A 24994-nucleotide genomic window follows, 5' to 3' on the forward strand; every position below is an offset into this window, starting at 1 on the left:
GGTCCCGTCCTCCTGCCAGCGGGTGAACCGCTTGTACAGCGTCTTCCACGATCCGTATCGCTCCGGCACGTCACGCCACGGCACCCCGGTCCGCACCCGGTACACGATCCCGTTGATCACCTGCCGGTGATCACGCCACCGCCCACCACGCTGCGGCGTCATCGCCGGCAGCAACGGCGCGATCCGCGCGTACTCGACATCGCTCAGCTCAAACCGTCCACCCACAACAGAGATGAATAGTCGAGCCACGCCCCAAGATCCAGGAGACACGCCCTAGATCCGTGACATTGCGGCGGATCTTGGGGTGGGCAGGGGTGCGGTCAGTCGGGCGGGCGGGCGGCCCAGGTGGCGAGGCGGGCGGCGTGGGCGTGGACGGCGGCGCGCAGCGCGGCCGGGTGGTGGACGGTGAACGGCCAGCCCAGGCCGGCGAGCAGCTGCGCCATCCCGTCGAGCCGCTCGGCCCGGGCGCGCAGCAGCACGCCACCGGGTGCCTCGGTCAGCTCCGCCACGCTGGGCGGCACCCGCCGTCGGGCGGTGGCCAGGTCGGTCTCCAGCAGCACCTCGACGGTGTGGGCGTACGGGACGGCGGCCAGCGAGCGGGTCACCTGGGCCACCGGGTCGAAGCCGGCCGGCGGGGTGAAGGTCTGCGCCCCGGTGCTGACACCGGTGATCCGGTCCAGCCGGAAGACACGTACCTCGCCGCGGAGATGGTCGTGCCCGGTGACGTACCAGCGGCCGGAGTGGAACACCAGCCCGTACGGGTCGAGCTGCCGGCGGGACGCCTCGCCGGAGTGGGACCGGTAGTCGAGGGTGACCCGGTGGCGCTGCCGGGTGGCCGCGCCGAGGGCGAGCAGCGTGCCGGTGGCCGGCCGGGGCGACGGGTCGGACTCGCGCAGGGTGAAGCCGAGGTGTTCCCGCACGGCGGCGAGGCGCTCCGCGAGCGGGGCGGGCAGCACCCGGCGGATCTTGGCGAGCGCGGTGGCGGTGGCCGGTTCCTCGGTGCCCAGCCCCAGCCGGTCCGCGGCGAGCAGGCCGAGCAGCACGGCGACCGCCTCGTCGTCGGTGAGCATCAGCGGCGGCAGCTTGTACCCGGGACGCAGCCGGTAGCCGCCGTACCGGCCGCGTTCGGCGGTGACCGGGATGCCGAGGTCGGCGAGGGTGCTGGCGTAGCGGCGCACGGTGCGCTCGTCGACCCGCAGGCGCGCGGCGAGGTCCGCCCCGGTGAGCCGGTGGTGGCTCTGGAGCAGTTCGAGCATGCCGAGCACCCGGCCGGCGGGATGTGACACGGGCCACCCCTCGATACCGGGCGGAAGCTGTCCGGTATCGATCCTACGGTGTCCGGGTACGCCGAGCCGAGGGAGATCGAGATGGCGACGTTCGTGCTGGTGCCGGGGTTCTGGCTGGGCGGTTGGGCGTGGCGGGAGGTGACCGGTGAGCTGCGCCGGCGCGGCCACGAGGTGCACCCACTGACCCTGACCGGGGTGGCCGAGCGGGCCCACCTCGCCGGACCGCAGGTCGGCCTGGAGACGCACACCACCGACATCACCGCGCTGATCGAGACGGAGGAACTGCGCGACGTGGTGCTGGTCGGGCACTCCGGCGGCGGCATGCCGGTCACCCAGGCGGCGGACCGGATCCCGGACCGGATCGCCACCGTGGTCTACGTGGACAGCGGCCCACTGCCCGACGGGACGTCGCAGTTCGACACCAACCCGCCCGAGGAGCAGCAACGACTGCGGGCGCTGATCGGCGACGGCCACCTGCTGCCGCCGCCGGCCTGGGATCGGGCCGAGGACCCGGAGAACCTGGCTGGCCTGGACGACTCGGCGCTGGCGCTGCTGCGCCGGCGCAGCACCGGGCAGCCGCTGCGGGCCGCCACCGACCCGGTCCGGCGCACCGGCGGGCGACCGGTGCCGACCGCGCTGGTCGCCTGCACGATCCCGGTGCAGGTGGCCCGAGCCATGATCGCCGAGGGGCACCCGTTCTTCGCCGGGGTGCGCGACGCCGCGCTGCACGGACTGCCCACCGGCCACTGGCCGATGCTGAGCGAGCCGAAGGCGCTGGCCGACGTGCTGGACACGATCGCGCGCGGCTGACGGGCCGCACCGGGCGTCGCCGGTCCACCCGGGCCGGCGACGCCCGGCCGATCGCCGAGGGCCGCCGACCGCGCGGGAGCGGCGGGCACGGCGGCCGGGGCGGGCCGGCGCCGGAGGCGTCAGGGCTTGAGCAGGCCGACGATCTCGGCGGCGATCTCCTCCGGTGCGCGCCCGTCGGTGACCACGGTCGCGGTCGCCACCTCGGCGTACAGCGGGCGGCGCTGGTCCATCAGGTGCTTGAGGGTGGCCCGCGGGTTGATCGCGAGCAGCGGACGGCCGGTGCTGAGCCCAACCCGCTTCACCGCGTCCGGCAGCTCCACCGACAGGTGCACCACGGTGTGCCCGACCAGCGCGGCGCGGTTCTCCTCGGCGAGGACCGCGCCGCCGCCGAGGGCCAGCACGCCGCCGTGCGAGGCCAGCGCCGCCGCCACCGCAGCCCGTTCGAGGGTACGGAAGTGCGCCTCCCCCTCGTCGATGAAGATCTCCGGGATCGGCTTGCCGGCCAGCGCCTCGATGTCGGCGTCGGTGTCGCGGAAGTCCACCCCGAGCCGGGCCGCCAGCTCCTCGCCGACGGTGGTCTTGCCGGAGCCCGGCGCGCCGACCAGCACACAGACCGGCTTCGTCACCGGATCACCAGCGCGTCGAGGTAGCCGGCGAGGTTGCGGCGGATCTCCGCCACCGAGTCGCCGCCGAACTTCTCGGTGGCCGCCTCGGCGAGGACCAGGGCCACCATCGCCTCGGCGACGACCGCCGCGGCGGGCACCGCGCAGACGTCGGAGCGCTGGTTGATCGCGGTGGCCGGCTCGCCGGTGGTCACGTCCACCGTCGCGAGGGCCCGGTTCAACGAGGAGATCGGCTTCATCGCGGCCTTCACCCGCAGCGGCTCGCCGGTGGTGATGCCACCCTCCAGGCCGCCGGCCCGGTCGGTGACCCGCCGCACGCCGGTGGCGGTGGGCACGATCTCGTCGTGCGCCTCGGAGCCGCGCGAGCGGGCCTGCTGCCAACCGTCGCCGATCTCCACGCCCTTGATCGCCTGGATGGACATCAGCGCGGTGGCGAGCCGGGCGTCGAGTTTGCGGTCCCACTGCACGTGGCTGCCGAGCCCCGGCGGCACCCCGTACGCCAGCACCTCGACCACGCCGCCGAGGGTGTCGGCGGCCTTCTTCGCGGCGTCGACCTCGGCGACCATCCGGGCGCTGGCCTCCGGGTCGAGGCAGCGCAGCGGGTCGGCGTCGATCCGCTCGGCGTCCTCCGGCCGGGGCCGCAGCCCCGGCTTGACGGCGACCGGGCCGAGCTCCACCACGTGCGAGACGATCTCGATGCCGAGGGCCTGCTTCACCAGGGCCTTGGCCACCGTGCCCACGGCCACCCGGGCGGCGGTCTCCCGCGCGCTGGCCCGCTCCAGGATCGGCCGGGCGTCGGTGTGGCCGTACTTCTGCATACCGGCGAGGTCGGCGTGGCCCGGCCGGGGCCGGGTCAGCGGCGCGTTGCGGGCCTGGCTGGCCAGTTCGTCGGCGTCGACCGGGTCGGCGGCCATGACGGTGCGCCACTTCGGCCACTCGGAGTTGCCGACCCGGATCGCCACCGGGCTGCCCAGCGTGAGGCCGTGCCGCAGCCCGCCGATGATCTCGACCTCGTCCTGCTCGAAGGCCATCCGCGCGCCCCGGCCGTAGCCGAGCCGGCGGCGGGCCAGCTCGCCGGCGATCTCGGTGGTGGTCACCTCGATCCCGGCGGGCACCCCCTCCAGCAACGCGACGAGGGCGGGACCATGGGATTCACCTGCAGTCAGCCAGCGCAACACGACGCTCAGTCTGTCACGCCGAGACACCCGCCCGACGCGCTGCCCGGGGCGTCCCGCCCTGCGGACACGCGCGTCCGCAGGGCAGGTCACCGGGGCCGGTCAGACCGTCCGGACCGCGATGATCGACTTGGTCATGCCGAGCAGCCGTTCGGCCCGGATCGTCGAGTCGGGGAAGAGGTAACGCATCTCGGCCCGACCGATCAGCTCGGTGGTGAGCACCTGCTTCATCGCCTGCTCCCAGGACTTGCCGGGGGTGTAGGCGAGCGGCCACTTGCGGGCCACCGCGACCCGGGCCGGCACCGGCAGGAACTGCATGCCGGGCGCCACCCAGTGCGGCTCGACCGGGAAGTACCGGTACGGGGTCTGCACCCAGTGCCGGGGGGCCAGCTCCCGGATCGCCTCGGCCATCCGGCGACGCCGCTCGTGCCCGCCCACGTGCTCCAGCACGCTGTTGCTGAACACCAGGTCGTAGCGGCGGCCCAGGATGGCCGGCGGCAGCTCGCAGGCGTCCGCGTGGTCGGCCTCCATCCCCTCGGGCAGCTCCGCGGGCAGCGGCTCCAGGTTGACCACGTGCACGTGCTTCGGCCGCACCGGCACCGTCGACCAGCTGCCCACCCGGCCGCCCAGGTCCAGCACGGACATCTCCGCCAGGTCGGGGAACGTCTCCGACAGCCAGCGCGCCCGCTTCGCCCGGCGCTTCGCCCCGTACGAGTCGGGCGAGTCGACCAGCCGGAAACGCAGCGCGTTGAGGGAGCTGCGGCGGGGCGCCGCCGGGCTCTCGTCGTTCGTTCGGGTCCCGCTCGCCACGGTCAGCTCCCCCAGTCGAAGGTCATGCCCAGCCGGCTGGCGAGGGCCTCGTTGTACGGCGCGTAGTACCGGGTCAGCTCGGCGCGCACGGCCGGGTCCATGGCGCTGCTGCGCCGGTCGTTGAAGACCTCGAACCGGTCGAGCCGGTACGGCGGCAGGCCGAGGAAGTCGAGCACCCGGGCGTACGTGGCGGCCGGCTCCCGGTAGAGCGTCTCGCTGGGCAGGATCAGCAGCTGCGCCGGGTCGAAGCGGTCCAGCCAGGGCTGAAGGTGCTCCAGGTAGCGGCCCCGGGCCCGGTAGCTGTACCAGTCGTAGGCGTTGCTGGCGTACGTCGGGTCGGCGATCAGCTTCTCCCGCTCCCCCGTCGTACGCTCCTCCTCGGCGGCCAGCGCCTCGGCGAAGTCCAACGGCTCCACCCCCTCGGTGCGCCGCTCCTTCCAGTGCGAGTACGCCCGCTCCACCGGATCGCGCAGCAGCACGATCAGCTTCACCGACGGGATCAGGTCGGCCACCCGCTGCGCGGCGAGCGGATGGAACATGTACAGCGGCGCCGCCTCCCCCACCCGGGTCGGCCCGCCGTGCCGGCGCTCCAGCGCCTGCCGCTGCCGGCGGGTCGGAAAGTGCGAGCGGTACCACGCCTCGCCCCGGGAGAAGGTGTCCTCGAAGTAGTGCGAGGTCTTGGTGTTCCAGGCCGGGAAGAGCCGCGGCACCAGCGGGTGCTCCAGCAGGTAGCGCCAGAGCGAGGTGGTGCCGCCGCGCTTCGTGCCGATGATCAGGAAGTCCGGCAGCGGACGCCGGTCGCTGGTGCGTTCCCCGTACCGGACCAGTGAGCTGCGCACCCCGGTCACCAACGGGGTGGGCACCAACTGCTTGACCCGGTCCCGCATCGTCGTCATCGCGTCCTCCTCGTCATCGCGGCCCCCGCCCCAGCAGGGTGGGCGCCGTCGCCCGCACCCGTCGGCGTACCCCGGGGTGCAGCAGCAGCGCGCCGGCGAGCAGCACCGCCACCCCGAGGGTGAGGAACAGTCCGGCCACCCCGCGCCCGGCGACCGCCGCGCCCGCCCCGGCCAGGACGGCGGTGGCGGTGCCGGCGACCAGCGCGGCCGACAGCACCGCCCGGGTGAGCAGCGGCTCGCCGACCACCCGACGGGCGGCCACCGTGGCGATCACGTTCTCCACCACGATGCCGGCGGTCCAGGCCAGGGCCGCGCCGAGCGCGCCGTGCGGCGGGATCAGCAGCACGGCGAGCCCGACGTTGAGCAGCAGCCCGGTGGCGGCGGCGATCAGGTGCCGGCCGCTGCTGCCGCTCATCAGCAGCAGCGTCTGCACGATGCCGGTGCCGGAGTTGACCATCATGGCCCCGGCGAGCACGACCATCGCGGCGGCGCCGGCGGTGAACTCCGTGCCGAACAGCCGCAGGAAGCCCGGGGCGAAGACGGCCAGCAGCAGGTAGCCGGGCCAGGACAGCGCGATGATCCAGCCGGTGATCCGCCGGTACACCGCCGCCGCCTCGGCGGTGCGCCCCTGCCCCAGCAGGCGGGACAACTGCGGCGCGACGGCCACCCGCAGGCCCTGCATGATGAGCAGCCCGGCCAGCGCGTACCGGCCGACCGCGCCGATGACGCCGGCCTCGGCCTGGCCGGCGAGGGCGGCGGTGAGCAGCACGGTCAGCCACATGCTGCTGGCGTCGATGGTCGCGGACGCGGCCCGGGGCAGGGCGAAGCCCCACAGCGTCCGCCAGTCCTCGCGGACCGGCCGCAGCGTCTCCGGGGAGGTCAGGGCGAGCGGACGCACCAGCAGCGCCGCGCAGACCAGCACCGCCAGCGCCACCGGGGCGAGCCAGCCGCCGAAGGCGACGGTCACTCCCGCACCGGCGGCGAGCGCGGCCAGCACCAGCGCCGGGCGGGCCGCCGGCACCAGGACGTACTGCACGGCGACCAGGGCGGCGACCGGGCGGACCGCCCGCACGGCGGCGAGCAGCACGGTCATCGCCACCACGAACGGCAGGCCGGCGAAGGCCAGCCGGAGCAGGCCCGGACCCTCGGTCGTGCCCGGGTCGAACAGCACCGGCGCGAGCGCCCCGGCCGCGGCGACGCCGGCCCCGGCCACGGCCACGGTGAACAGCAACGTCGGGGCCAGGGCCACCGGCAGCAGCCGGGCGGCGTCCCCGTGCCGGCCGGGGGTACGCCGGGGCAGCGCCCAGACCAGCGCGGTGTCCGCGCCCGCGCAGCAGAGCACGCCCATGATGGCCACCACGCCGATGGCGGTGAACATCGCGCCGGAGCCCGCCGGACCGAGACCCCGGACGATCACCACGGTCAGCACGAAGCCGAGCAGGCCGTTGACGGCCGCGCCGGCCAGCCCGACCATGCCGTTGCGGGTGCCGCGCCGCACCTCCCGCTCGCCGGACTGCGGCGCGGACGCGACGGCGGTGGCGCGCGTACCCGGATCGGTCATGCCGTCCCTCCCCCTCGTGGCGCCTTGCCGACCGGCCGCTGCGGCGCGGCTCCGGTCGGCGGACGGCCCGGCGCGGCCGGGTCGGCGGTGCGCAGCGGCACGGCCGCGACCCCGGTCGCCCCCTCGGGGGTGTCCGGGCGCTGCGGCACGGCGGCCCGGCCGAAGCCCCGGGTACGCCACGGCGTCAGCGGCGCCGGCCGGGACATGCTGGACGGGCCGAGCGAGGCCCGGTTGACCGGCCCGGCGACCGCGGCGAGCCCGGCCCCGACGGCGAAGAAGATCACCGACAGGTTCGGGTCGATGTAGGCGTAGACGGGGATCACCACCAGCGCGATCACCGGGACGGTGCTCAGCCAGTGCCCGGCCGGCGAGACCGCGGCGGCCAGCCGCCGGGCCACCAGGACCAGCCAGGACAGGAAGAGCACCAGCGCCGGGATGCCGTGGCTGTAGAGGATCTGCCAGATCAGCCCCTGGGTGCCCAGCGGCTCCTCCGCGAGGGTGGTGTCCACGCTCTTGGGCGCGCCGTAGCCGAGCAGCGGCGAGCGCTCCACCGCCTGCCAGGTGCGCAGGTACAGGTCCATCCGGTCGACGTTGGTGTCGGTGGTGCTGACCCGGGCGTCGATCATCTCCTGCACCGGGACGACCAGGCTGACGATCCAGACCAGCACCACCAGCCCGGCGATCGAGACGATCAGCCGGGCGTTGCCGCGCACGAGCGCCCGCAGGCCCAGGTAGAGCAGGCCGGCGCCGAGACCGATGAACATGCCCCGGTTGAGCGTCATGAACGCCGGCACCACCGACAGCGGCAGCGACACCCACAGCGCCACCCGGAACCGCCCGGTGCGCACCGAGGTCAGGTACGCCAGCACGCACGGCACCAGCAGCGCGTACGCCGTGCCCCAGTTGTTGGTGTACGGGTACGGCGCGGCGGTGCGGTAGATCGGCGCCCGGGACACCGGGTTGAACTCGTTGGCGCGGACGTGGGTCAGCGCCTGGATGTACCGCTCACCGGCGATGCCGCCCGGCAGCGCCATCTCCACCGGCGTGGTCAGCGCGAAGGTGGGCGCCAGCACGGCCAGCCAGCCCAGCGCCACGACACCCAGCCAGTACCAGCCGAGTGGGCGCAGCACCCGCTCCCAGGAGGTGCCCTCCCGGACCAGGGTGTAGACGTACACGCAGACCACCAGAGCGGTCACCAGGAAGCCGTAGCGCAGCCCGAAGGTGAAGTACGCGGTGACCCGGTCCAGCCGGGTGGCGCTGAGCAGCACCAGGACGAGGAACACCAGCCAGCAGGCGGCGCCGGCGGGCAGTGGCACCCGGCCTCGGGCGACCAGCAGGGCGAGCAGGACGACGCCGAGCACCGACCAGCCGAGGTAGAACGCGCCCAGCGCCCACCAGAGCGGCACCAGCGCGAACATGACCGTCAGCGGCCAGACCGGCAGCGGTGGCGGCCCCGGCGTGCGCCGCGCCGGGCCGCCGGAGGTCGGCGCGGTGCTCCCGGGTGTCGGCGGCGCAGCGGTCCCGGGCCGTCGGTCAGACACCCCGCCCCGTCCGCTGGGCCAGTCGGAGCACCCGCTCCCCGGAGAGCAGCCCGAGCACCACGGGCACGGTCACCAGCACCCGCTTCTCGCGCGGGTTCAGCCGCAGTACCCGGCCCAGCTCCCGCACCGCCTCCCGGCGCCGTCGTCCGGAGGCGAGCGCGAAGGCGATCTGCCCGTGCAGCCGGGCCAGGCCGGTACGGCTGCCCGCCAGCTCGGGATGCTTGTCGAGGAGGTAGCGGGTGGCCTCGACGATCATGGCCCAGCGGCCGAAGAAGAAGGAGCCGCCGTGCCAGTCCACCACCACCAGCACCTCCGGCACGATCACCACCGGGCCGTGCGCGGCGATGCGCAACAGCCACTCGTAGTCCTCGCCGTAGCCGCCGGGCAGTTCCTCGTCGACCGGGCCGACGGCCTCCCAGGTGGACCGTCGGATCAGGATGGTGCTGGAGTGCACCTCCATGATCCGGTCCTCGACGAAGTCCGCCAGGGTCACCTCGGCGGCGTCGAGGCGGCGCTCCTTGGCGATGCCCGGGCCCGCCAGCCGGATGCCGCAGCTCGCGGCGGCCGCGTCGGGCCGGTCGGCGAGCAGTTCCACCTGGCGGCGCAGCTTGGCCGGCAGCCAGAAGTCGTCGTCGTCGCAGAAGGCGATCAGGTCGTGCGAGGCGGTGTCCATGCCGGTGTTCCGGCCACCCGGCAGGCCCCGGGAGTGGGTGTTGTTGACGTAGCGCAGCGTGCGACCGTCCGGCACGGGCAGGTCGAGCGGGCGGATGTCGGTGTGGTCGTACACGACCACGCACTCGACCGGGCCGGGATGGTCCTGGTCGAGCACCGCCCGCACGGCCCGTTCCAGCAGCCCCGGACGGTCCCGGGTGGCCACCACCACGGTCACCGGCGGGTACGCCGAGGCGTCGCCCGCCGGCTGATCGCGGTCAGTCACGTCCCTCTCCCGTCACCACGAACCCGAACGGCTCCACCCCGACCGACCGCAGCCGCTCCACCAGTTGCTGGAGCTGGCCGGTGCGGGTCCGGTCCCGGGCCGCGACCAGCACCGCCCGGCCCTCCCGGGCGGCCCGGACCCCCCGCTCGTCGTGCAGCGCGGGCGGGGCGTCGAGCACGGTGAGACCGTCCCCGGGCCCGGCGTCGAGGTCGACGAGACGTACCCGGCCGGGGCCGATCCGCAACTCCTGCCCGTCGGCCGCGCTGCCGGCGGCCGGGGTGGGCCGGGGCGTCGTCGGGATGACCTCCGTCCTGTCGTCGGTCGTGGTGGACCGGTACACCGCGCCGTTCTTCGCCTCCGCGGTGGGGAACGGCCGGGGCTTGCGGACGGCGGGGATCACCATGGTGTCCTCCGGGCCCCCGCCGGCAGCCGGCGTGGGGGCCGGGGCCGGCGTGGCCGCCGGCACCGAGGTGGTCGCGGGCACCGGACGGGGTCGCGGCAGTTTCGTCCGGGCCGGCTCCACCGGTGGGTTGCGGCGCTGCGCGTCCAGCATCAGCGGCCGGATCCGGTCCAGGCTCTCCGGGGTGACCCCGAGCCGCACCTCGTGACCGGCGGCGGCGAGCACCACGGCCAGGCCGGCGGTGACCTGCTCGCGCCCCTCGTCGGCCGCCGAGGAGAGCACCACCAGCGGGGTGCGTTGCGGCCCGTCCACCCACCGGCCGAGGGCGAGCGCCAGGTAGCGCAGGTCGGCCTCGTCGGGCTGACCGGACCGGTCCCGGCGGACCGTGCCGAGCAGCGGCGCGCCGATCGCGCTCGCGGCCTCGGCGGCGGTGCGCACCCGGCGGTCCAGCGACTCCCGGACGAAGGCCACCAGGCCGCCCAGGAGCAGGCCGCCGAGCAGGCCGGCGATGAGGATCAGCGGCGCGGCGTCCCGGCTGGAGGGCACCGGGGCACGCGCGGCGCTGGTCACCGAGCCCGGGCTCAGGTCGGCGGAGGCCACCTTGGACCGCTGCTCGGCCAGCGTGGCCAGCTGGTCGTTGAGCGCCCGGAGCTGGTCCAGCAGGGCGCTGGTGCGCGGCGACGGATTGCTCGACGGCTGGTTGGCCGGCAGGGACTTCTGCGTGGTGGTGCGCTGGGCGGTGACCACGGCGATCGTCTCGTCGTACGACTTGAGCACCGCCGCACGTTGGTTCTCGTAGATCCCCCGGCGCTGTTCGAGGTATCCCTCGGCCGCCCCGTTCGCGCCGTCGACCGCCTCCTGCTCGGTGCGACCCGAGTAGTTGAAACGCATCACCTGGCCGCCCACCGGTGTCTCCACCTCCAGGGCGTCGGCCACGTCCTCGGGATCCCGTCGGGTGATGCCGGCGACCTTGTCGATCACCTCGTTGCTGGTGGCGATGCCGCTCTCGGCGGTCATGTTCACCGCCCGGTCGGCGCCGACGGACGCCACCGAGAACGGGTCGGTGACCACCGGCCGGACCACCACGGCCGTGGTCGCGGTGTACGTCGCGGGCAGGACGAACAGGTAGCCGAGCACGGCCAGCAGCACCAGCGTCGCGGTGGCGAGCACCATCCGCCACCGCCGCACCGGTATGCGGGCCAGCTCGACGAGGCCGACCGGGCGTTGCCGGGCGGGAGCGACGTCGGTCACGTCCATCAGTCAGTCCTTGCGCGATGAGGGGTGGGCGGCCGACCGGGCCGGGCGAGGGGGCGCGGGGGCCGGTGGTCGTCTCATTGTCGCCGACCGTTCACCGATGGTCGACACGTCCACCGGCCCCCACCCACTGTCAGGACCGCCGGTGTTTCGGAACAGGCGCCGGACGTACGCGATCGGTCGACAGGGACGAGGAGCCGGCGAAGAAGAGCGTCCGGCTGGACCAGTCCACCCCGGCCGAGTCCGGCGCGACCAGCACCGACGCGGCGCCGTCGACGGCCGCCTCGTCGAACGGCACGGCCCGCAGCCCGCCGTCCGTGTGGCCGTACACGATCTTGCCGTTGACCCAGGCCATGCCCCGCACGCTGCCCCAGGCCAGGCCGACGCTCGGCAGCGCGAACTCGGTGCAGCCGACGATGAACCCGTCCGGTTCCAGGTAGCGGTAGAAGAGCTTGTTGGTGCCGGACCTGGTGTAGTACATCCGACCGTTGAGGTAGAACGCCCCACTCATGGTCGCGGGCTTGAACCAGTTGTTGTAGCCGCTGCTGATCCACGGCACGCCCACCGAGCCACCGGAGAAGATCGACACGTTGAGGTAGCTGCCGCTCGGGGCGGTCGGGTCGGTCTTCGACCAGTAGAGCTTGTTGCCGACCGGGAAGGACGCGCCGGCTGCGGTCAGGTTCGGTTGGGCACTGGCCTCCGGGGTGCCGAGCGTGGTGCCGTCGAACGGCACCTTGGTGGTCTGCCCGTCACCGGTGCCGACGTAGAGGTGCCCGGAGGCGGCCGACGGGGCGTTGACAGCCGGGATCGTCCGACCGCCGGCGAGCGGGAACAGACCCATCCGGCCGTGGTACTCGTTGCCCAGGCCGTCGCTGTCGAAGCCGGCGTAGACACCGGTGCTGCCGCGCCACAGCTCCCACAGGATCGGGCCCCAGTCGGTGGTACCGGCCGGGGCGCCGGAGCGCGTCGGGTTCCACACCAGCGGCATGCCGTTGACCGGGTCGAGCGCGCCCAGGCCATACCGGTTGATGGCGCCCGGTCCCGCGGCGTCGTTGGCGTTGGCGTTGTTCAGCCAGCGGAAGTGCCCACCGACGTAGACCACGTTGTCGGCCGCCTCGATCGAGGTCACCGAGTCGCGGCCGGTGTCGTTGATCCAGGTGGCGTCGATGGCCGCGCCCCGGGTGGCGGTCTCGAACCGGACGATCGTGTCGCAGTACGCGCCGATGGTCCGGCCGCCGTCCGCGGCGATCACGAAGTAGCTGCCGTCGTCGGAGAAGTCGACGTCGCGGGCGTAGAACGGGAAGCCGGCGCCGCACTGCGCCACGTACCGCTGGGTGCTCCAGTCGGCGACCTGCGGGGTGCCCTTGAGGTTCTCGACCAGCACCACCTGGTTACGGGACTCGCCGTTGACCAGGGTGAAGTTGCCGACCGCCACCAGGCTCTCGCCGTTCGGCGCGACAGCGAGACCCCAGACCAGCTCCGAGCTGGACCGGGCGACGCTGGCGTCGATCTGGAAGGTCTGGTCGATCGCGCCGGTGCTGGCGTTGAGCCGGGCCAGCAACGAGTGCTGGGTGCCGTTGACCCAGTGGAAGGCGCCGGCGATGTAGAGCTTGTCGCCGACCACGATGGTCCGCCGGACCAGGCCGCCGTCGCTGCGGCCGACCCAGGAGCCGACGGTGGCGCCGGTGATCGGGTCGAGCTGCACCAGGTTCTTACGGTCCACGCCGTTGACGGTCTTGAAGGCGCCACCGACGATCAGCTTGCCGTCCGGGCTGACGGCCAGGGCGTGCACCGCCCCGTCCAGTGCCGGGGTGAAGTCGGCCTTCAGCGCCCCGGTCGTCCGGTCGTACGCGAAGAGGTAGTTGCGGCTCGTCCAGCCCGCGGCACCGGCGGCCTTGACCGAGGTGAAGGCCCCGCCGACGTAGACCGTGGTGCCGATCTCGGCGAAGGCCTTGACGTCACCGTTCTGCGCGTGCGGGGTGTTGTCAGCCGGGTTGGCCGAGGTGAGGGTCATGGCGACCGGGGTGGGCACCGCGGCCCGGGCGGGCGCGGCGAGCAGGCCGACGGCCAGCACCGGCGCGGCGAGCGCGGCGAGCCACCGCCGCAGGCCCCCCACCCGGCCCGATCGAGACGACGTTCTGAGCAGCACTGGCGCCCCCAATGATGAAGTGAGATCGTGCGTAGCTTGCTGCGCCCGGACATTTCGCACCATCAACCGACCGGACCGCTCGGGCGGCGGCTCGGTCCGGTCTGTCCGTACGGGTCGCTGTCCGGCGACCCGCGGCGGACGACGTCGCTGATTCGACCGGTGGACGTGCCGGCCGGGCCGGGCACTCACGCCGCCCACCGGAACGGAGTGAGGGAGCCGGCCGTGCCGACCGTCCACGATGCCGCCTCCGCCAGGTCCTCGACGGTGACCGCGTCGGCCTCACGGGCCAGCACCAGCCCGCGCCGGTCCAGTTCCCGGGCCATCTCGACCTGGTGGTCGTCGACGTGTTCGGCGTGTGCCCGACGCCGGGGCACGTAGATCGCACGGTGTCCGGCGCGCATCGCGGCCAGCGCCGAACCCACCCCGGCGTGCGTCACGACGACGTCCGCCTCCCGCAGGGCCTGCTGCATCTGGGCGTGCGGCACCTGCCGGTGGGCGCCGGTCGGCATCCGGGGGATCTCGGTCGACCCGACCTGCCAGAGGATCTCCGCCTCCGGGGGCAGCACCTGCACCAGGCGGGCCAGCAGCCGCGGGAAACCGAACCGCTCGTGGGTGCCGAGCGCCACCACGATCCGGGACACCGGCCGGGGTTCGGGACGCCGGACGGCGACGTAGCCGTCGAAGATGGAACCACCGTAGCGCCACCGGCCGCCGGCCCAGCCCGGGTACTGGGTGTAGAGCCGGGTACGCGGCACCCGCGCGACCAGCCGGCCGGTCAGCGAGGGCCCCTCCGTGCGGGTGGCGCTCTCGATGTAGTGGCAGGCCAGGCCGTGCCGGGCAGCCGGCAGGAAGAAGGAGAGCGCGACGCTGGCGCCGGTGCTGATCACCTGGCGGAACCGGTCGCCGCGCAGCACCTTGCGGGCGGCCAGGAAAACCCGCAGCGCGCCGGCGGCGTCCCGGGTGGTGGCCGGCGGGACGTGGATGACCTCCTGCCCGTCGAGCAGCGACCGGCTCTGCGGCGAGTCGAACGTCGCCCAGACGCAGTCGTCCTGCACGCCGAGCCGCGGCGCGAGGTCGTGCAACTCCGCGAGGTGCCCACCGGTGGAGGCGACGAGAAGGGTGGTCACGTCGTGCCAACTTCCGTGTCGAGGGGTGGTGGGCCGGTCGCCGCGCGGGAAGGGGTCGCGACGCCGGGCCCGGGGTGTTCAGGTGCCGGCGGTGACGCGTTGCGGGGCGTCCCGCTCGGCCGGCGGCCGGATCCGGCCCTCGGCGACGAGCAGCGTCAGCGCCGTCACCGCGAACAGCAGGACGGCGAAGACCCAGCCGCCGATCACGTCGGTGAACCAGTGCTTCTCGGTGTAGACGCGGGTGTAGCCCTCCAGGCTGACCAGCGTCACCACCACCGTCATCAGGGCCACCCGGACGCCGCGCGGCACACGCCAGGTCAGCATGGCCAGCACGGCGATGGTGCCGAAGGTCATCATGATCCGGGCGCACCCGCCGGACGGATAGGTGCCCAGGTCGGTCGGCGGGTGCCCCCGGTCGACCATGGTGGCCAGGACCGCCTGGACGTACTGCTCCACCACGAACTGCAGGGGCAGCACGACCAGCGGGACCCACCAGCGCCGGCGGCGCCAGAGCACGGCGAAGACCACTGCCGCGACCACGGTGACCCACATGAGCGGGTACCGGTCGCCGAGGGCGGTGTAGAAGAAGTTGAGGTCCGCCCAGGTGTCGACCCGGCGGGCGTGCACGTAGTCGAAGACCGGATGGTCGACGTGCGGTTCGAGGCGGGCCAGCGCCTCGCCGAGGGGCCAGCAGATCGCCACCACCGCGGCGCAGCCGGCGAGCAGCACGACCAGCGCCGCGCCGACCCGGCCGAACGCGGCGGTGAGCCCGGCGACGGCGACCCGGAGACGCTGCGCCGCCCGGCCGGCGCGGACGCCGGGCATCCGACGGGCGAGCGCCGGCACCAGCACGACGGGCAGCAGCACCGACAGCGCCCCGAGCGCGTAGATGAGGATCATCGGCGGTCACCGCCGCCGGGCGGGCCGGCGCACGCGCCGACGTCCCTCCGCCGGGCGGCCCCTCGCCCGGCGATGTGTGCCGATGTCATCGGTCTCCCTGCCATGCCGGCCGACGGCCGGACCTCCCCATGCCCCGGAGCCCGGTGACGCCCCCACGTCGTCCGGACAGGACCGACCACACCGCGCCCCCGGCGGATGGTGATCGAGTGGTGCCACACTAGTGGACCGCGCCGGGCGAACGGTAGCGACGATGTCGCCCCTGCGGCTTTTCCGCGTTTTTCCCGTCGCCGACCGGACAGTGCGTCCTGGGCACCGGGACGCACCGTGCTCACCCCGACGGTCGGAGTCGATCGGCCACCACGTCCAGCAGCGCGGGGTGCAGCTTGCGGCTCCACCCGCCGCCGCCGGCCGCCAGCTCCGCCGTACGCAGCCACAGCTCGACCAGGTAGGCGTCGGCGACCAGCCGGCGCCGGATCGGGTCGAGGCCGAACGCGTCGCCGTGCAGCCCGAGCACCTCGACCATCTCCGCCGTCGCCGCCGGCACCGGCCGGTCCCGCAGCGACAGCGCGCTCTGGAACCCCTGGTGGGCGAGGTCGAACCCGACCGGCCGCTGCGATCCGCTGTTCTCCCAGTCCCACACCGTCAACCGGCCACGGTGGACACCCAGGTTCCACGGCACCCAGTCGCCGTGCCAGTGACCGAACTCCAGCGCGACCGCGCCGTCGCGGCGGGCCAGCGCGGCCACCACGTCGCGGACCGGTCCACCGGCCCGCTGCGCGCGGGCGGCCAGGTCGGCCAGGAAGGGCGAACCGGCCAACGGTCGGGGCGCGGCCGGCGGGCCGCCCCGACGCGCCACGGCCAGCATCGCGGTCACCCGGGGCCGCTCGGGCCGCGGCAACCGCCGGACCCGGGGCGGCATCGGCGCGACCAGGGTCACCGCCAAATCGGCCCAGCGCAGCTCGCGCTCCAGGCGCGGCACGTCAGGGAAGTCACCGCCGTCGCGGGGCAGCTCACGCAGCGCCGCGGCCTCCGCCGCCACCATCGCCCGGGTCGCGTCGTTCCACCCGATCTTCGCGTACCCGCGCGGCGTGCCCCGGTCGTCGAAGAGCTGCAACGTCGGCTTGTGGTGCGGGTCCGGCGGTCGGACGCCGATCGCCGCGTGCAGCCGGCGACCGGCCAGCCGGCCCAGGTGCTCGGCCAGCAGCAGCTCCGCCGGGTCGACACCGTCCGGCACGGCGACCGTGAGCACCGGCATCCCGGCCAGGCCGGTGGCCCCGAGACCGGCCAGCGCCCCCACCGCGAACCGGTTGACCCGCACCCGGGGCGGCCGCAGCGCGTTGTACGCCAGGGTCGAGGCCGCCCCGACCCGGCGGGAGGCCAGCGGCAGCAGGAACTTCGCCCGCTCGACCGACGGCACCACCGCGTACCGGGCGGCGACCCGGTGGCCGGGCGGCAGCGACGACGGGCCGGTGGACAGGCCCAGCCACAGGCGCGGGTCACCGAAGATGGCCCGGCTCACCCAGCCGAGGCCGTCCTCACGACCTCGCGGGTCGCCCGCCCGGTGCACCGTCATGCCGTCTCCCGCCGCCCCTGGATGCTGGCGGACACGATAGGGCGCGCGGGCAACCTGCCGACCGGCGGGCGGGAGCCGACCGGCGGCCGACCAGGTCAGCGCTGCCAGACCCGGACGTGGTCGACCCGGAAGTCGGCCGGGAAGCGGGTCGTCGCGTCCGGGTCGCCGAGCCAGCCGCCGACCTGGAAGTTCAACCGCAGGTTGTACGGCTTGTGGAACACCTCGTCGAACCAGGGCGTGGTGCCGCGGTCACGTTGCCAGACCAGCCGGCCGTCGACGTACCAGCGGATCGCGTCCGGCTCCCACTCGGTGGTGTACGTGTGGAAGCCGTCGCCGGGGTGCCCGGTCGGGAAGGCGTAGCGCGTGTCCTGCTTGACGGGCGTGTAGTCGTAGAAGATGCCCAGCGTCGCGGCCCGGTACCGGTCCCGGCCGCCGGGCAGCTCGACGACGTCGATCTCACCCCGGCCGCCGTCCTCGGGGCGCAGCCAGAACGCCGGCCACAGCCCTCGCGAGTCGTCCGGCCCGTTGGGCGGCTGCGCGCGCACCTCGAAGCGGCCGTACCGGAACGACGTCCGGCCGATGGTGTCCAGGTAGCTCTGCGTGTACTGCCGGGTCTGCGAGCTGCACACCGCGGTCTCCCGCTGGGCGCGCAGGGTGAGCACCCCGCCCGAGACGAACGTGTTGTCCGGGTCGTCGACGTTGCAGCCGCGGTCGATGTCGCGCCCCTCGCCGTCGCGCAGGTTCCACTTCGACCGGTCCAGCGTCGGACCGTCGAACTCGTCGGACCAGACCAGCCGCCAGCCGGGGACCTGGGTGCCGGGGCGGACGGTCGGCGAGGGCGTCGGCGGGCTCGTGGTCGGCGGCGCCGTCGTACGGCTCGGCGACGGTGAGGGCGTCGCGGTGCGGCTCGGCGAGGGCCGGGGCACGGCCGTGGGCGTCACGCTCGGCTCGGGGGCGGCGGTGGTCCGGGGCGGCGCGATGTGCCCGCCCCGGGAGTAGCGCAGCACCAGGTGCGGTCGCAGCGCCGTCCGGGTGTTCTCCCGGGAGGCCCAGTAGATCCGGGTGTTCCAGGTCTCCTGGGCCAACGCGAAGGCCACCCGGCCGTTGCCGGTGACGGAGGCGGAGACGTCCCACTCGTTGAAGCCGACGCCGACCCGGTCCACCGCGGCCAGGGCCGGGCCGAGCGCCGGCCGCCGCTCCCAGACGCCCGGCCCGGTGGCGCTGCCCCACGCCTGGTGCGCGTGGACCCGGGAGGTGAACGGCTGCCAGGCGTACACCCGCAGGGTGGCGCGGATCCGGACCGCGTCGGCGGGCAGGCCTCGGACCGCGAACTCGACCAGGGCGTCGCGGCGGCCGTGACGGTTGCCGTCGCAGAGGCGGGGGCAGCTGGCCAGCGTCGTCTTCACCCCGTTGTCGCCGTCCTGCGGCACCTGGGTGGCGGTGGTGTCCGCGGTCGCGGCGACCACGACCGGGGGCACCTCGGCCGCCACCAGCGGCATCATGGTGGCCACCACACCGGCCACCACACCGGCGCTGAGGACGCTCAGCACGACAGCCTTGCGGCGACCACCGAGGCGGGACGCTGCGCGGTGGAGTCCGTGCCTGCTCAAAGGACACTCCCCGTGTCGGAGACGGCTACCCGCAGCAGCGTATCGACGGGCACCGGCCGTCGTCCGTCGTCCGTTCGGGTGTCGGCAGGAGGATTCAACTTCGCCCTGATGAAGCCGGACGGCGGTGCCCGGCCACCGCACGGGCCATTGCCGCGCGGGGCGCCGGCATGCCGGTGAAGTGCTCGAACTGGCCGACCGCCTGGGCCAGCAGCAGGTCCAGGCCGGAGACCACCCGGCAGCCGGCCGCCGACGCGGCGGCGGCCAGCGGCGTGGGCCACGGGTCGTAGAGGGCGTCGAAGAGCACCGTCGAGGGTCGCCAGCGCACCTCGGTGGCGAGCGGGTCGGCGACCCCCTTCGGCACGGTGGAGACGACGACGTCGGCGGTCGCGGCGTGCGTGGCGGCGTCCGGCCAGCCCGCGCCGGTGAGCGGGATCCCGAGCGCCCCGGCCACCGGCCGCAGCTCGTCGATCGCGGACTCCCGCCGGGCCACCACGGTCACCCCGGACGCGCCGAGCCGGGCCGCCGTCGCCAGCGCCGCCCGGGCGGTGCCGCCGGCGCCGAGCACGGTGACCGTGGCACCGGTGGACACCCCGGCCGTGGTGAGCACCTCGACCATGCCGGTGACGTCGGTGTTGTCGGCGTACCAGGTGCCGTCGGGGCGGCGTACCAGCGTGTTGGCGGCGCCGGCGGCGGCCGCGACCGGCGACACCTCGTCGGCCAGCGCGAGCGCCGCCTCCTTGCCGGGCATGGTCACCGACAGCCCGGCCCACTCCGGGCCCAGGCCGGCGACCAGGGCCAGCAGCTCCTCGGCCCCGCACTCGATGCGGGTGTACGACCACCCGGCGAGCCCGGCGGCGGCGTAGCCGGCCTGGTGGATCACCGGGGAGAGCGAGTGCGCGATGGGCCTGCCGACCACCGCCGCCCTGCGTCCCGTCACGTCGCTCCCCCGTTCCTCGCAGCGAGACCTTAGCAACCACCGTCGGCGGCGGCCCGGCCGACGACACGGCAACGCCGGTGGTGGGCCGAGGGCCACCACCGGCGTCCGCGTGTCAGGTCAGATGATGCCGGCCTTGCGGGCCTTGGCCTCGTTGCGCAGGTGCTGCTCATACGTGTCGGCGAACTCGGAGTGCCCCTCCTTGTCGATGGCGACGAAGAAGAGCCAGTTGCCCTTGGGCGGGCTCGCCGCCCCCGCCAGCGCTTCCTTGCCCGGGTTGTTGATCGGGGTGGGCAGCATGCCGCGCAGCTTGCGGTTGTACGGGTTCTTCGGGTTGTCCATCTCCGCCGGCCCCATCTCCTTGGAGCTGAGCGTCTTCTTGCCGATCAACTCGTAGTAGTAGTTGACCGTGACGTCCATCTCCAGGCACCCGCAGTCGAAGTTGCCCTTGTACACCCGGTTGTAGGCCACCCGGGCGACCTTGCCGAGGTCGTCCTTGTTACCGGCCTCCGCCTGCGCCAGCGACGCCACGATCAGCGCCTCGTACGGCGAGACCCCGCCCAGGCCACCCTCGACCGTATCGGCGAACTTCATCTCGCCGGTGACGGTGAGGAAGGTGCCGACCATGTCCTTGAGAATCGTCTCGGCGGTCGCGTTCGGCGCGATCTCGTAGGTGTCCGGATAGAGGAAACCCTCGATCGACTTGGTGACCTTCTTGCCGTCCTTGCGGACGAACCACTCCTCCGGGACGCCGAGCGCCTCCGGGTCCTTCGCCGCGGCCTCGAACTCCTCGACCGGGATCTTGGTCTTCTCGGAGAGCAGCTTGTAGGTGTTCTTGGCGGTGCGCCCCTCCGGGATCGTCACCTGGTTGGTGACCTTGTTCTTCCGGTCGAGCAGCATGGTCAGCGCGTTCTCCGCGCTCATCTGCTTGCGCACCTTGTAGAGGCCGGGCTGGATGTTCTTGCTGCGCGCGTTCTCCTCGGCCGCCTCGATGAATGCCTTGGTGCTCTTCACCACGTCGGCGGCGACCAGCGCGTCGCCGATGTCGGCGATCAGGGCACCCTGTTTCACCTCGACCAGGGCCTCACCCGTCCCGGCACCGTCGTAGTCCGGGGTGACGAGGTAGTTCTGGATCCGGTCGAAGCCGTAGAAGACGCCGCCGCCGATGCCGCCCAGCAGCACCAACGCCATCAGCAGGGCGAAGATGGTCTTGCCCCGCCCGCCGGACTTGCCGTTGCGCTTACGGGAGCCGCGTCGGTGCCGGCCCTTCTCCCCCCTCTCCGGCTCGTCGAACCCGAGGTCCAGATCGTCGATCATTCCGTCCGCCTCCGCTGCGCGTCTAGCCAGCTCTGCAGGATCTCGACCGCGGCGGCCTGGTCGACCACCGCGCGTTGGCGCTTTCCCCGGACGCCCCGCTCCGCCAGCCTACGAGACGCCACGACGGTCGACATCCTCTCGTCGGAGAGCGTCACCGGAACCGGCGCTATTACATCGGCCAATCGGGTCACGTACGCCGTCACATGCTGCGCCGCCGGACCGAGCTTACCCGCGAGATTGACCGGAAGGCCGACGACGACCTCGACGGCCTCGTGCTCCGTGACGAGATGTGCGAGTTCCGTCATGTCACTGGGCACCGTGTCCGGCTCCGCAGTCAGGTCACGGGCGAGGGTGACCAGCGGGGTGGCCAGGATGCCGTGCGGGTCGGAGCGGGACACCCCGACCCGGACCTGCCCGACGTCCACGCCCAGCCGGACACCTCGGGACAACTCAGCCACGGCGGGTCACTCCTCGGATAGAACGAGCCAGGGCGGACCGACCCGGCCCGCCCTGGCTCACGAACTGCGACATCACGCGTCGGCGATCGCCTGCTCGACGGTGGCCAGCAACTTCGGAGCCTCGGCGGCCGGCAGGCCGCCGCCCTGGGCCAGCTCCGGGCTGCCGCCGCCACGACCGGAGAAGGCCGCCTTCACCAGGTCGTTCGCGGCCAGGCCCCGACTGCGGGCCGCCGCGTTGACCGCCACCACCAGGGACGCCTTGCCGCCTGCCCGGGCCGCCACCGCGACCACCGCCGGCCGCACCGGGTCGATCTTGCCGCGGATCTCCTGGGCCAGGGTCCGCACGTCGTTGCCGGCCGCGCCCTCCGGCGCCTCGGTGCCGACGTACGCCACGCCCCGGACGTCCTTCGCCTGCCCGGCCAGCGCCGCCGCCCCACCCAGCACGAGCTGGGCGCGCAGCTTCTCCAGCTCCTTCTCGGCGTCGCGCAGCTGGGTCACGGTCTGCTCGACCCGATCGGCGACCTGGTCGCCCGGCACCCGGAACAGCTCCGCCAGCCGGGACACCAGCAGGTGCTCCCGGGCCAGGAAGCCGAACGCGTCCATGCCGACCAGTGCCTCGATGCGCCGCACGCCCGAACCCACCGACGCCTCGGAGAGGATCTTGACCAGGCCGAGCTGGGCCGAGCGGGCAACGTGGGTGCCGCCGCACAGCTCCCGGGCGTAGTCGCCGACCTCGACGACCCGGACCCGCTCGCCGTACTTCTCCCCGAACAGCGCCATCGCGCCGATCCGGCGGGCCTCCTCCTGCGTGGTGATGAAGGCGTGCACCTCCAGATCCGCCAGGAGCACCTCGTTGACCTGCTGCTCCACGTCGTGCAGCACGCTCGGCGCCACCCCCGTCGGGGTGTTGAAGTCGAACCGCAGCCGGCCCGGCGCGTTCAGCGAACCCGCCTGGGTCGCCGACTCGCCCAGGAAGTTGCGCATCGTCTGGTGCACCAGGTGGGTGGCGGTGTGCGACCGCGAGATCGCCCGCCGCCGGGTCACGTCGATCTCGGCGTAGCCCGTCTCGCCGGCACGCACCTCGCCCCGGACGACCTTCGCCCGGTGCACGATCAGGCCCGGCACCGGCTGCTGCACGTCGAAGACCTCGACCTGTCCGCCGCCCACGGTGATCAGACCCTGGTCGGGCTGCTGGCCACCACCCTCGGCGTAGAACGGGGTGGTGTCCAGGACCAGCTCGACGGTGTCGCCCTCGACCGCCGCGCCGACCGCCGCGCCGCCGGAGAGCAGCGCGCGGACCCGGGACTCCCGGTTCAGCTCGGTGTAGCCGGTGAACTCGACCGCACCGCCGTCGTCCAGCACCGCCCGGTACGCCGACACGTCGGTGTGCCCGGTCTTGCGGGCCTGCGCGTCGGCCTTGGCCCGGTTGCGCTGGTCGGCCATCAGCCGGCGGAAGCCCTCGGCGTCGACCTGGAGCCCCTGCTCCGCCGCGATCTCCAGGGTCAGGTCGATCGGGAAGCCGTAGGTGTCGTGCAGCTGGAACGCCTTGTCACCGGAGAGCGCCGGCTTCCCGGCCGACTTGGTCTCGGCGATCGCGGTGTCCAGGATCGTCGTCCCGGCGCGCAGCGTCGTCAGGAAGGCATCCTCCTCGGCGTACGCGTACTGCGAGATCCGGTCGAACTCCTCGGCCAGCTCCGGGTACGACGGGGACATGCAGTCGCGCGCCACCGGCAGCAGCTCGGGCAGCGCCCGGTCCTGCCAGCCCAGCAGGCGCACCGCCCGGATGGCGCGACGCATGATCCGGCGCAGCACGTAGCCGCGCCCCTCGTTGCTCGGGGTCACCCCGTCGCCGATCAGCATCAGCGCGGTCCGGACGTGGTCGGCGATCACCCGCAGCCGGACGTCGTCCGGGTGCGACTCGCTGGCCACCTGGCCGGAGCGGGCACCGTACCGCTTGCCGGTCAGCTCGGCCGCCCGGTCCAGGATCGGCCGGACCTCGTCGATCTCGTAGAGGTTGTCGACGCCCTGCAGGATGGAGGCCATCCGCTCCAGGCCCATGCCGGTGTCGATGTTCTTCGCCGGCAGGTCGCCCAGGATCGGGAAGTTCTCCTTGCCGGTGCCCTGGCCCCGCTCGTACTGCATGAAGACGAGGTTCCAGAACTCCATGTAGCGGTCCTCGTCGACCGCCGGGCCGCCCTCGCGGCCGTACTCCGGGCCGCGGTCGTAGAACAGCTCGGAGCACGGACCGCACGGGCCGGGGATGCCCATCGACCAGAAGTTGTCCGCCTTGCCCCGGCGGACGATCCGCTCGGACGGCACGCCGACCGACCGCCAGATCTGGAACGCCTCGTCGTCGTCCAGGTAGACCGTCGGCCAGACCCGCTCCGGGTCCAGCCCGAAGCCGCCGGACTCCACCGGGTTGGTGACCAGCTCCCAGGCGAGCGGGATGGCCCCCTCCTTGAAGTAGTCACCGAAGGAGAAGTTGCCGTTCATCTGGAAGAACGTGCCGTGCCGGCTGGTCTTGCCGACCTCGTCGATGTCCGGTGTGCGGATGCACTTCTGGACGCTGACCGCGCGGGTGTACGGCGGGGTCTGCTGACCCAGGAAGTAGGGGACGAACTGCACCATGCCGGCGTTGACGAACAGCAGGTTCGGGTCGCTGATGGCGGGCAGCGGAGCGGACGGCACCACGGCATGGCCGTTCGCCTCGAAGTGGGCGAGGTACCGCCGCTTGATCTCCGCCGTCTTCATCGCTGGTGTTCCTCCGGAAAAATCTCTCGGTCGCCGATGCGCGGGTCCTCCCGCAGCTCGGCGAACTGGTCGTCGAACGCCTCGCCGCGGGCGAACGCCTCGTGGATCTCCTGCTCGCGCTCGGCCATCCCGACCCGGACGTCCTCCACGAAGCTCCGCAGCGACTCGACCAGGCTGCCGGCCGACTGCGACAGCCCGCCCGCGATGCCGGCCGGGGTGTACGCCTGCGCGGTGCGGGTCGCCTTGCGGACCACCACCACGCCGACGGCCAGCCCGATGCCCAGCCAGAACAGTCGTCTCATGCTCTCATCCTCCCGCGCGGCCGGATCAGCCGTTGCCGCGCTTGGCGGCGCGACGCTGCTGCTTGATGGTGTCGCGCACCTCGCGCTCGGTCTCGGCGTGCCGGCGGGCCGAGGCGGCCCGACGCACGCCGTACCCGAAGGCGGCGACCTTGACCAGCGGGTTGGCTGCGGCGGCGGAGACGACGGTGGCCAGGTTCGCCACGTTGGCGGTGACGTTCTGCGCGTGGGTGGTCATCGTGTCGACCTTGGCGAGCTGGAGGTTCACCCCGTCGAGCGAGGTCTGCACCTGCTCCAGGGCGGTGTTCACGTTCTTCACGGTGGTGTTGACGTCGCCCAGCAGCGGCGTGGTCTGCTCGTTGATGTCGTTGATCATCCGGGTCGTGGCATCCACGGTGTGCCGCAACCGCAGGATCGGCAGCGTCAGGATCAGCACCAGCATCGCGAACGCGATCGCCGCGATCAGCGCCGCGACCTCTCCAAGCTCCACGCCTGTCCTCCTCCAGCTGAGTTCGGGGCCCGACGCCCCGGAACGCGCGACCGTCTACCCACACCGGCACTCGCCGACCCAGCCACGGTCAAC

22 protein-coding genes are annotated in these 24994 nt (G+C 73.6%); 1 reads left to right on the top strand and 21 read right to left on the bottom strand.

Annotated features, from left to right (window positions below; all coding sequences use genetic code 11):
• A partial coding sequence (locus GA0070560_RS21955) for a transposase (protein WP_139131566.1) occupies positions 1 to 225 on the bottom strand: 225 nt, incomplete at its 3' end.
• Between the two features lie 95 nt (positions 226 to 320).
• On the bottom strand, positions 321 to 1286 hold the full coding sequence (locus tag GA0070560_RS21960) for a helix-turn-helix transcriptional regulator (RefSeq protein WP_091300982.1): 966 nt from the start codon (positions 1284 to 1286) through the stop codon (positions 321 to 323).
• 81 nt (positions 1287 to 1367) lie between these two features.
• Here GA0070560_RS21960 and GA0070560_RS21965 point away from each other — a divergent pair, with 81 nt between their 5' ends.
• Positions 1368 to 2096 (top strand): alpha/beta fold hydrolase, encoded by a 729-nt coding sequence (locus tag GA0070560_RS21965; RefSeq protein WP_091301141.1) that lies wholly within the window; start codon positions 1368 to 1370, stop codon positions 2094 to 2096.
• A gap of 119 nt (positions 2097 to 2215) precedes the next feature.
• On the opposite strand, the gene GA0070560_RS21970 is transcribed toward GA0070560_RS21965, so the two are convergent.
• From GA0070560_RS21970 to GA0070560_RS22060, 19 genes are all read right to left on the bottom strand, one after another.
• Positions 2216 to 2722, bottom strand: a complete 507-nt coding sequence (locus GA0070560_RS21970; RefSeq protein WP_091300984.1) for a shikimate kinase — start codon at positions 2720 to 2722, stop codon at positions 2216 to 2218.
• On the bottom strand, positions 2719 to 3897 hold the full coding sequence (aroC, locus tag GA0070560_RS21975) for a chorismate synthase (protein ID WP_091300986.1): 1179 nt from the start codon (positions 3895 to 3897) through the stop codon (positions 2719 to 2721). Before aroC ends, GA0070560_RS21970 begins: the two co-directional genes overlap by 4 nt.
• Before the next feature lie 99 nt (positions 3898 to 3996).
• Positions 3997 to 4638 (bottom strand): methyltransferase domain-containing protein, encoded by a 642-nt coding sequence (locus tag GA0070560_RS21980; RefSeq protein ID WP_091301143.1) that lies wholly within the window; start codon positions 4636 to 4638, stop codon positions 3997 to 3999.
• A 68-nt stretch (positions 4639 to 4706) separates the two neighbouring features.
• Complete coding sequence (locus tag GA0070560_RS21985) at positions 4707 to 5600, bottom strand: sulfotransferase domain-containing protein (protein ID WP_091300989.1); 894 nt, start codon at positions 5598 to 5600, stop codon at positions 4707 to 4709.
• Between the two features lie 13 nt (positions 5601 to 5613).
• On the bottom strand, positions 5614 to 7161 hold the full coding sequence (locus GA0070560_RS21990; RefSeq protein ID WP_139131567.1) for a lipopolysaccharide biosynthesis protein: 1548 nt from the start codon (positions 7159 to 7161) through the stop codon (positions 5614 to 5616).
• Entirely contained in the window at positions 7158 to 8579 is a 1422-nt protein-coding gene (locus GA0070560_RS21995) for an O-antigen ligase family protein (protein WP_091300991.1), read from the bottom strand. The genes GA0070560_RS21990 and GA0070560_RS21995 overlap by 4 nt, the downstream gene beginning before the upstream one ends.
• Before the next feature lie 115 nt (positions 8580 to 8694).
• The gene (locus tag GA0070560_RS22000) at positions 8695 to 9639 is read right to left on the bottom strand and encodes a glycosyltransferase family 2 protein (RefSeq protein WP_091300993.1); all 945 of its coding nucleotides are present in this window, start codon (positions 9637 to 9639) and stop codon (positions 8695 to 8697) included.
• Positions 9632 to 11296, bottom strand: a complete 1665-nt coding sequence (locus GA0070560_RS22005; RefSeq protein ID WP_091300995.1) for a Wzz/FepE/Etk N-terminal domain-containing protein — start codon at positions 11294 to 11296, stop codon at positions 9632 to 9634. Before GA0070560_RS22005 ends, GA0070560_RS22000 begins: the two co-directional genes overlap by 8 nt.
• A gap of 130 nt (positions 11297 to 11426) precedes the next feature.
• Complete coding sequence (locus GA0070560_RS22010; protein WP_425412693.1) at positions 11427 to 13400, bottom strand: delta-60 repeat domain-containing protein; 1974 nt, start codon at positions 13398 to 13400, stop codon at positions 11427 to 11429.
• Between the two features lie 227 nt (positions 13401 to 13627).
• Entirely contained in the window at positions 13628 to 14569 is a 942-nt protein-coding gene (locus GA0070560_RS22015; protein ID WP_091300997.1) for a glycosyltransferase, read from the bottom strand.
• 78 nt (positions 14570 to 14647) lie between these two features.
• Positions 14648 to 15469 carry a phosphatase PAP2 family protein gene (locus GA0070560_RS22020; RefSeq protein ID WP_091300999.1) on the bottom strand — a complete coding sequence of 274 codons (822 nt, stop codon included), beginning with the start codon at positions 15467 to 15469 and terminating at the stop codon, positions 14648 to 14650.
• A 328-nt stretch (positions 15470 to 15797) separates the two neighbouring features.
• Complete coding sequence (locus GA0070560_RS22025) at positions 15798 to 17042, bottom strand: hypothetical protein (RefSeq protein ID WP_091301001.1); 1245 nt, start codon at positions 17040 to 17042, stop codon at positions 15798 to 15800.
• 95 nt (positions 17043 to 17137) lie between these two features.
• On the bottom strand, positions 17138 to 18652 hold the full coding sequence (locus GA0070560_RS22030; RefSeq protein ID WP_139131568.1) for a glycoside hydrolase family 16 protein: 1515 nt from the start codon (positions 18650 to 18652) through the stop codon (positions 17138 to 17140).
• 94 nt (positions 18653 to 18746) lie between these two features.
• Positions 18747 to 19589, bottom strand: a complete 843-nt coding sequence (locus GA0070560_RS22035; RefSeq protein ID WP_091301005.1) for a shikimate dehydrogenase — start codon at positions 19587 to 19589, stop codon at positions 18747 to 18749.
• A 117-nt stretch (positions 19590 to 19706) separates the two neighbouring features.
• Positions 19707 to 20903, bottom strand: a complete 1197-nt coding sequence (mltG, locus tag GA0070560_RS22040) for an endolytic transglycosylase MltG (RefSeq protein ID WP_091301007.1) — start codon at positions 20901 to 20903, stop codon at positions 19707 to 19709.
• Entirely contained in the window at positions 20900 to 21361 is a 462-nt protein-coding gene (gene ruvX / locus GA0070560_RS22045; protein ID WP_091301009.1) for a Holliday junction resolvase RuvX, read from the bottom strand. Before ruvX ends, mltG begins: the two co-directional genes overlap by 4 nt.
• 72 nt (positions 21362 to 21433) lie before the next feature.
• On the bottom strand, positions 21434 to 24112 hold the full coding sequence (gene alaS, locus GA0070560_RS22050) for an alanine--tRNA ligase (protein WP_091301011.1): 2679 nt from the start codon (positions 24110 to 24112) through the stop codon (positions 21434 to 21436).
• Positions 24109 to 24414, bottom strand: coding sequence for a hypothetical protein (locus GA0070560_RS22055; RefSeq protein ID WP_091301013.1), 306 nt, complete (start codon positions 24412 to 24414; stop codon positions 24109 to 24111). The genes alaS and GA0070560_RS22055 overlap by 4 nt, the downstream gene beginning before the upstream one ends.
• Before the next feature lie 25 nt (positions 24415 to 24439).
• The gene (locus tag GA0070560_RS22060) at positions 24440 to 24901 is read right to left on the bottom strand and encodes a DUF948 domain-containing protein (RefSeq protein ID WP_091301015.1); all 462 of its coding nucleotides are present in this window, start codon (positions 24899 to 24901) and stop codon (positions 24440 to 24442) included.
• Between the last annotated feature and the right edge of the window lie 93 nt (positions 24902 to 24994).

The organism is Micromonospora halophytica (assembly GCF_900090245.1).
Lineage (GTDB): Bacteria > Actinomycetota > Actinomycetes > Mycobacteriales > Micromonosporaceae > Micromonospora > Micromonospora halophytica.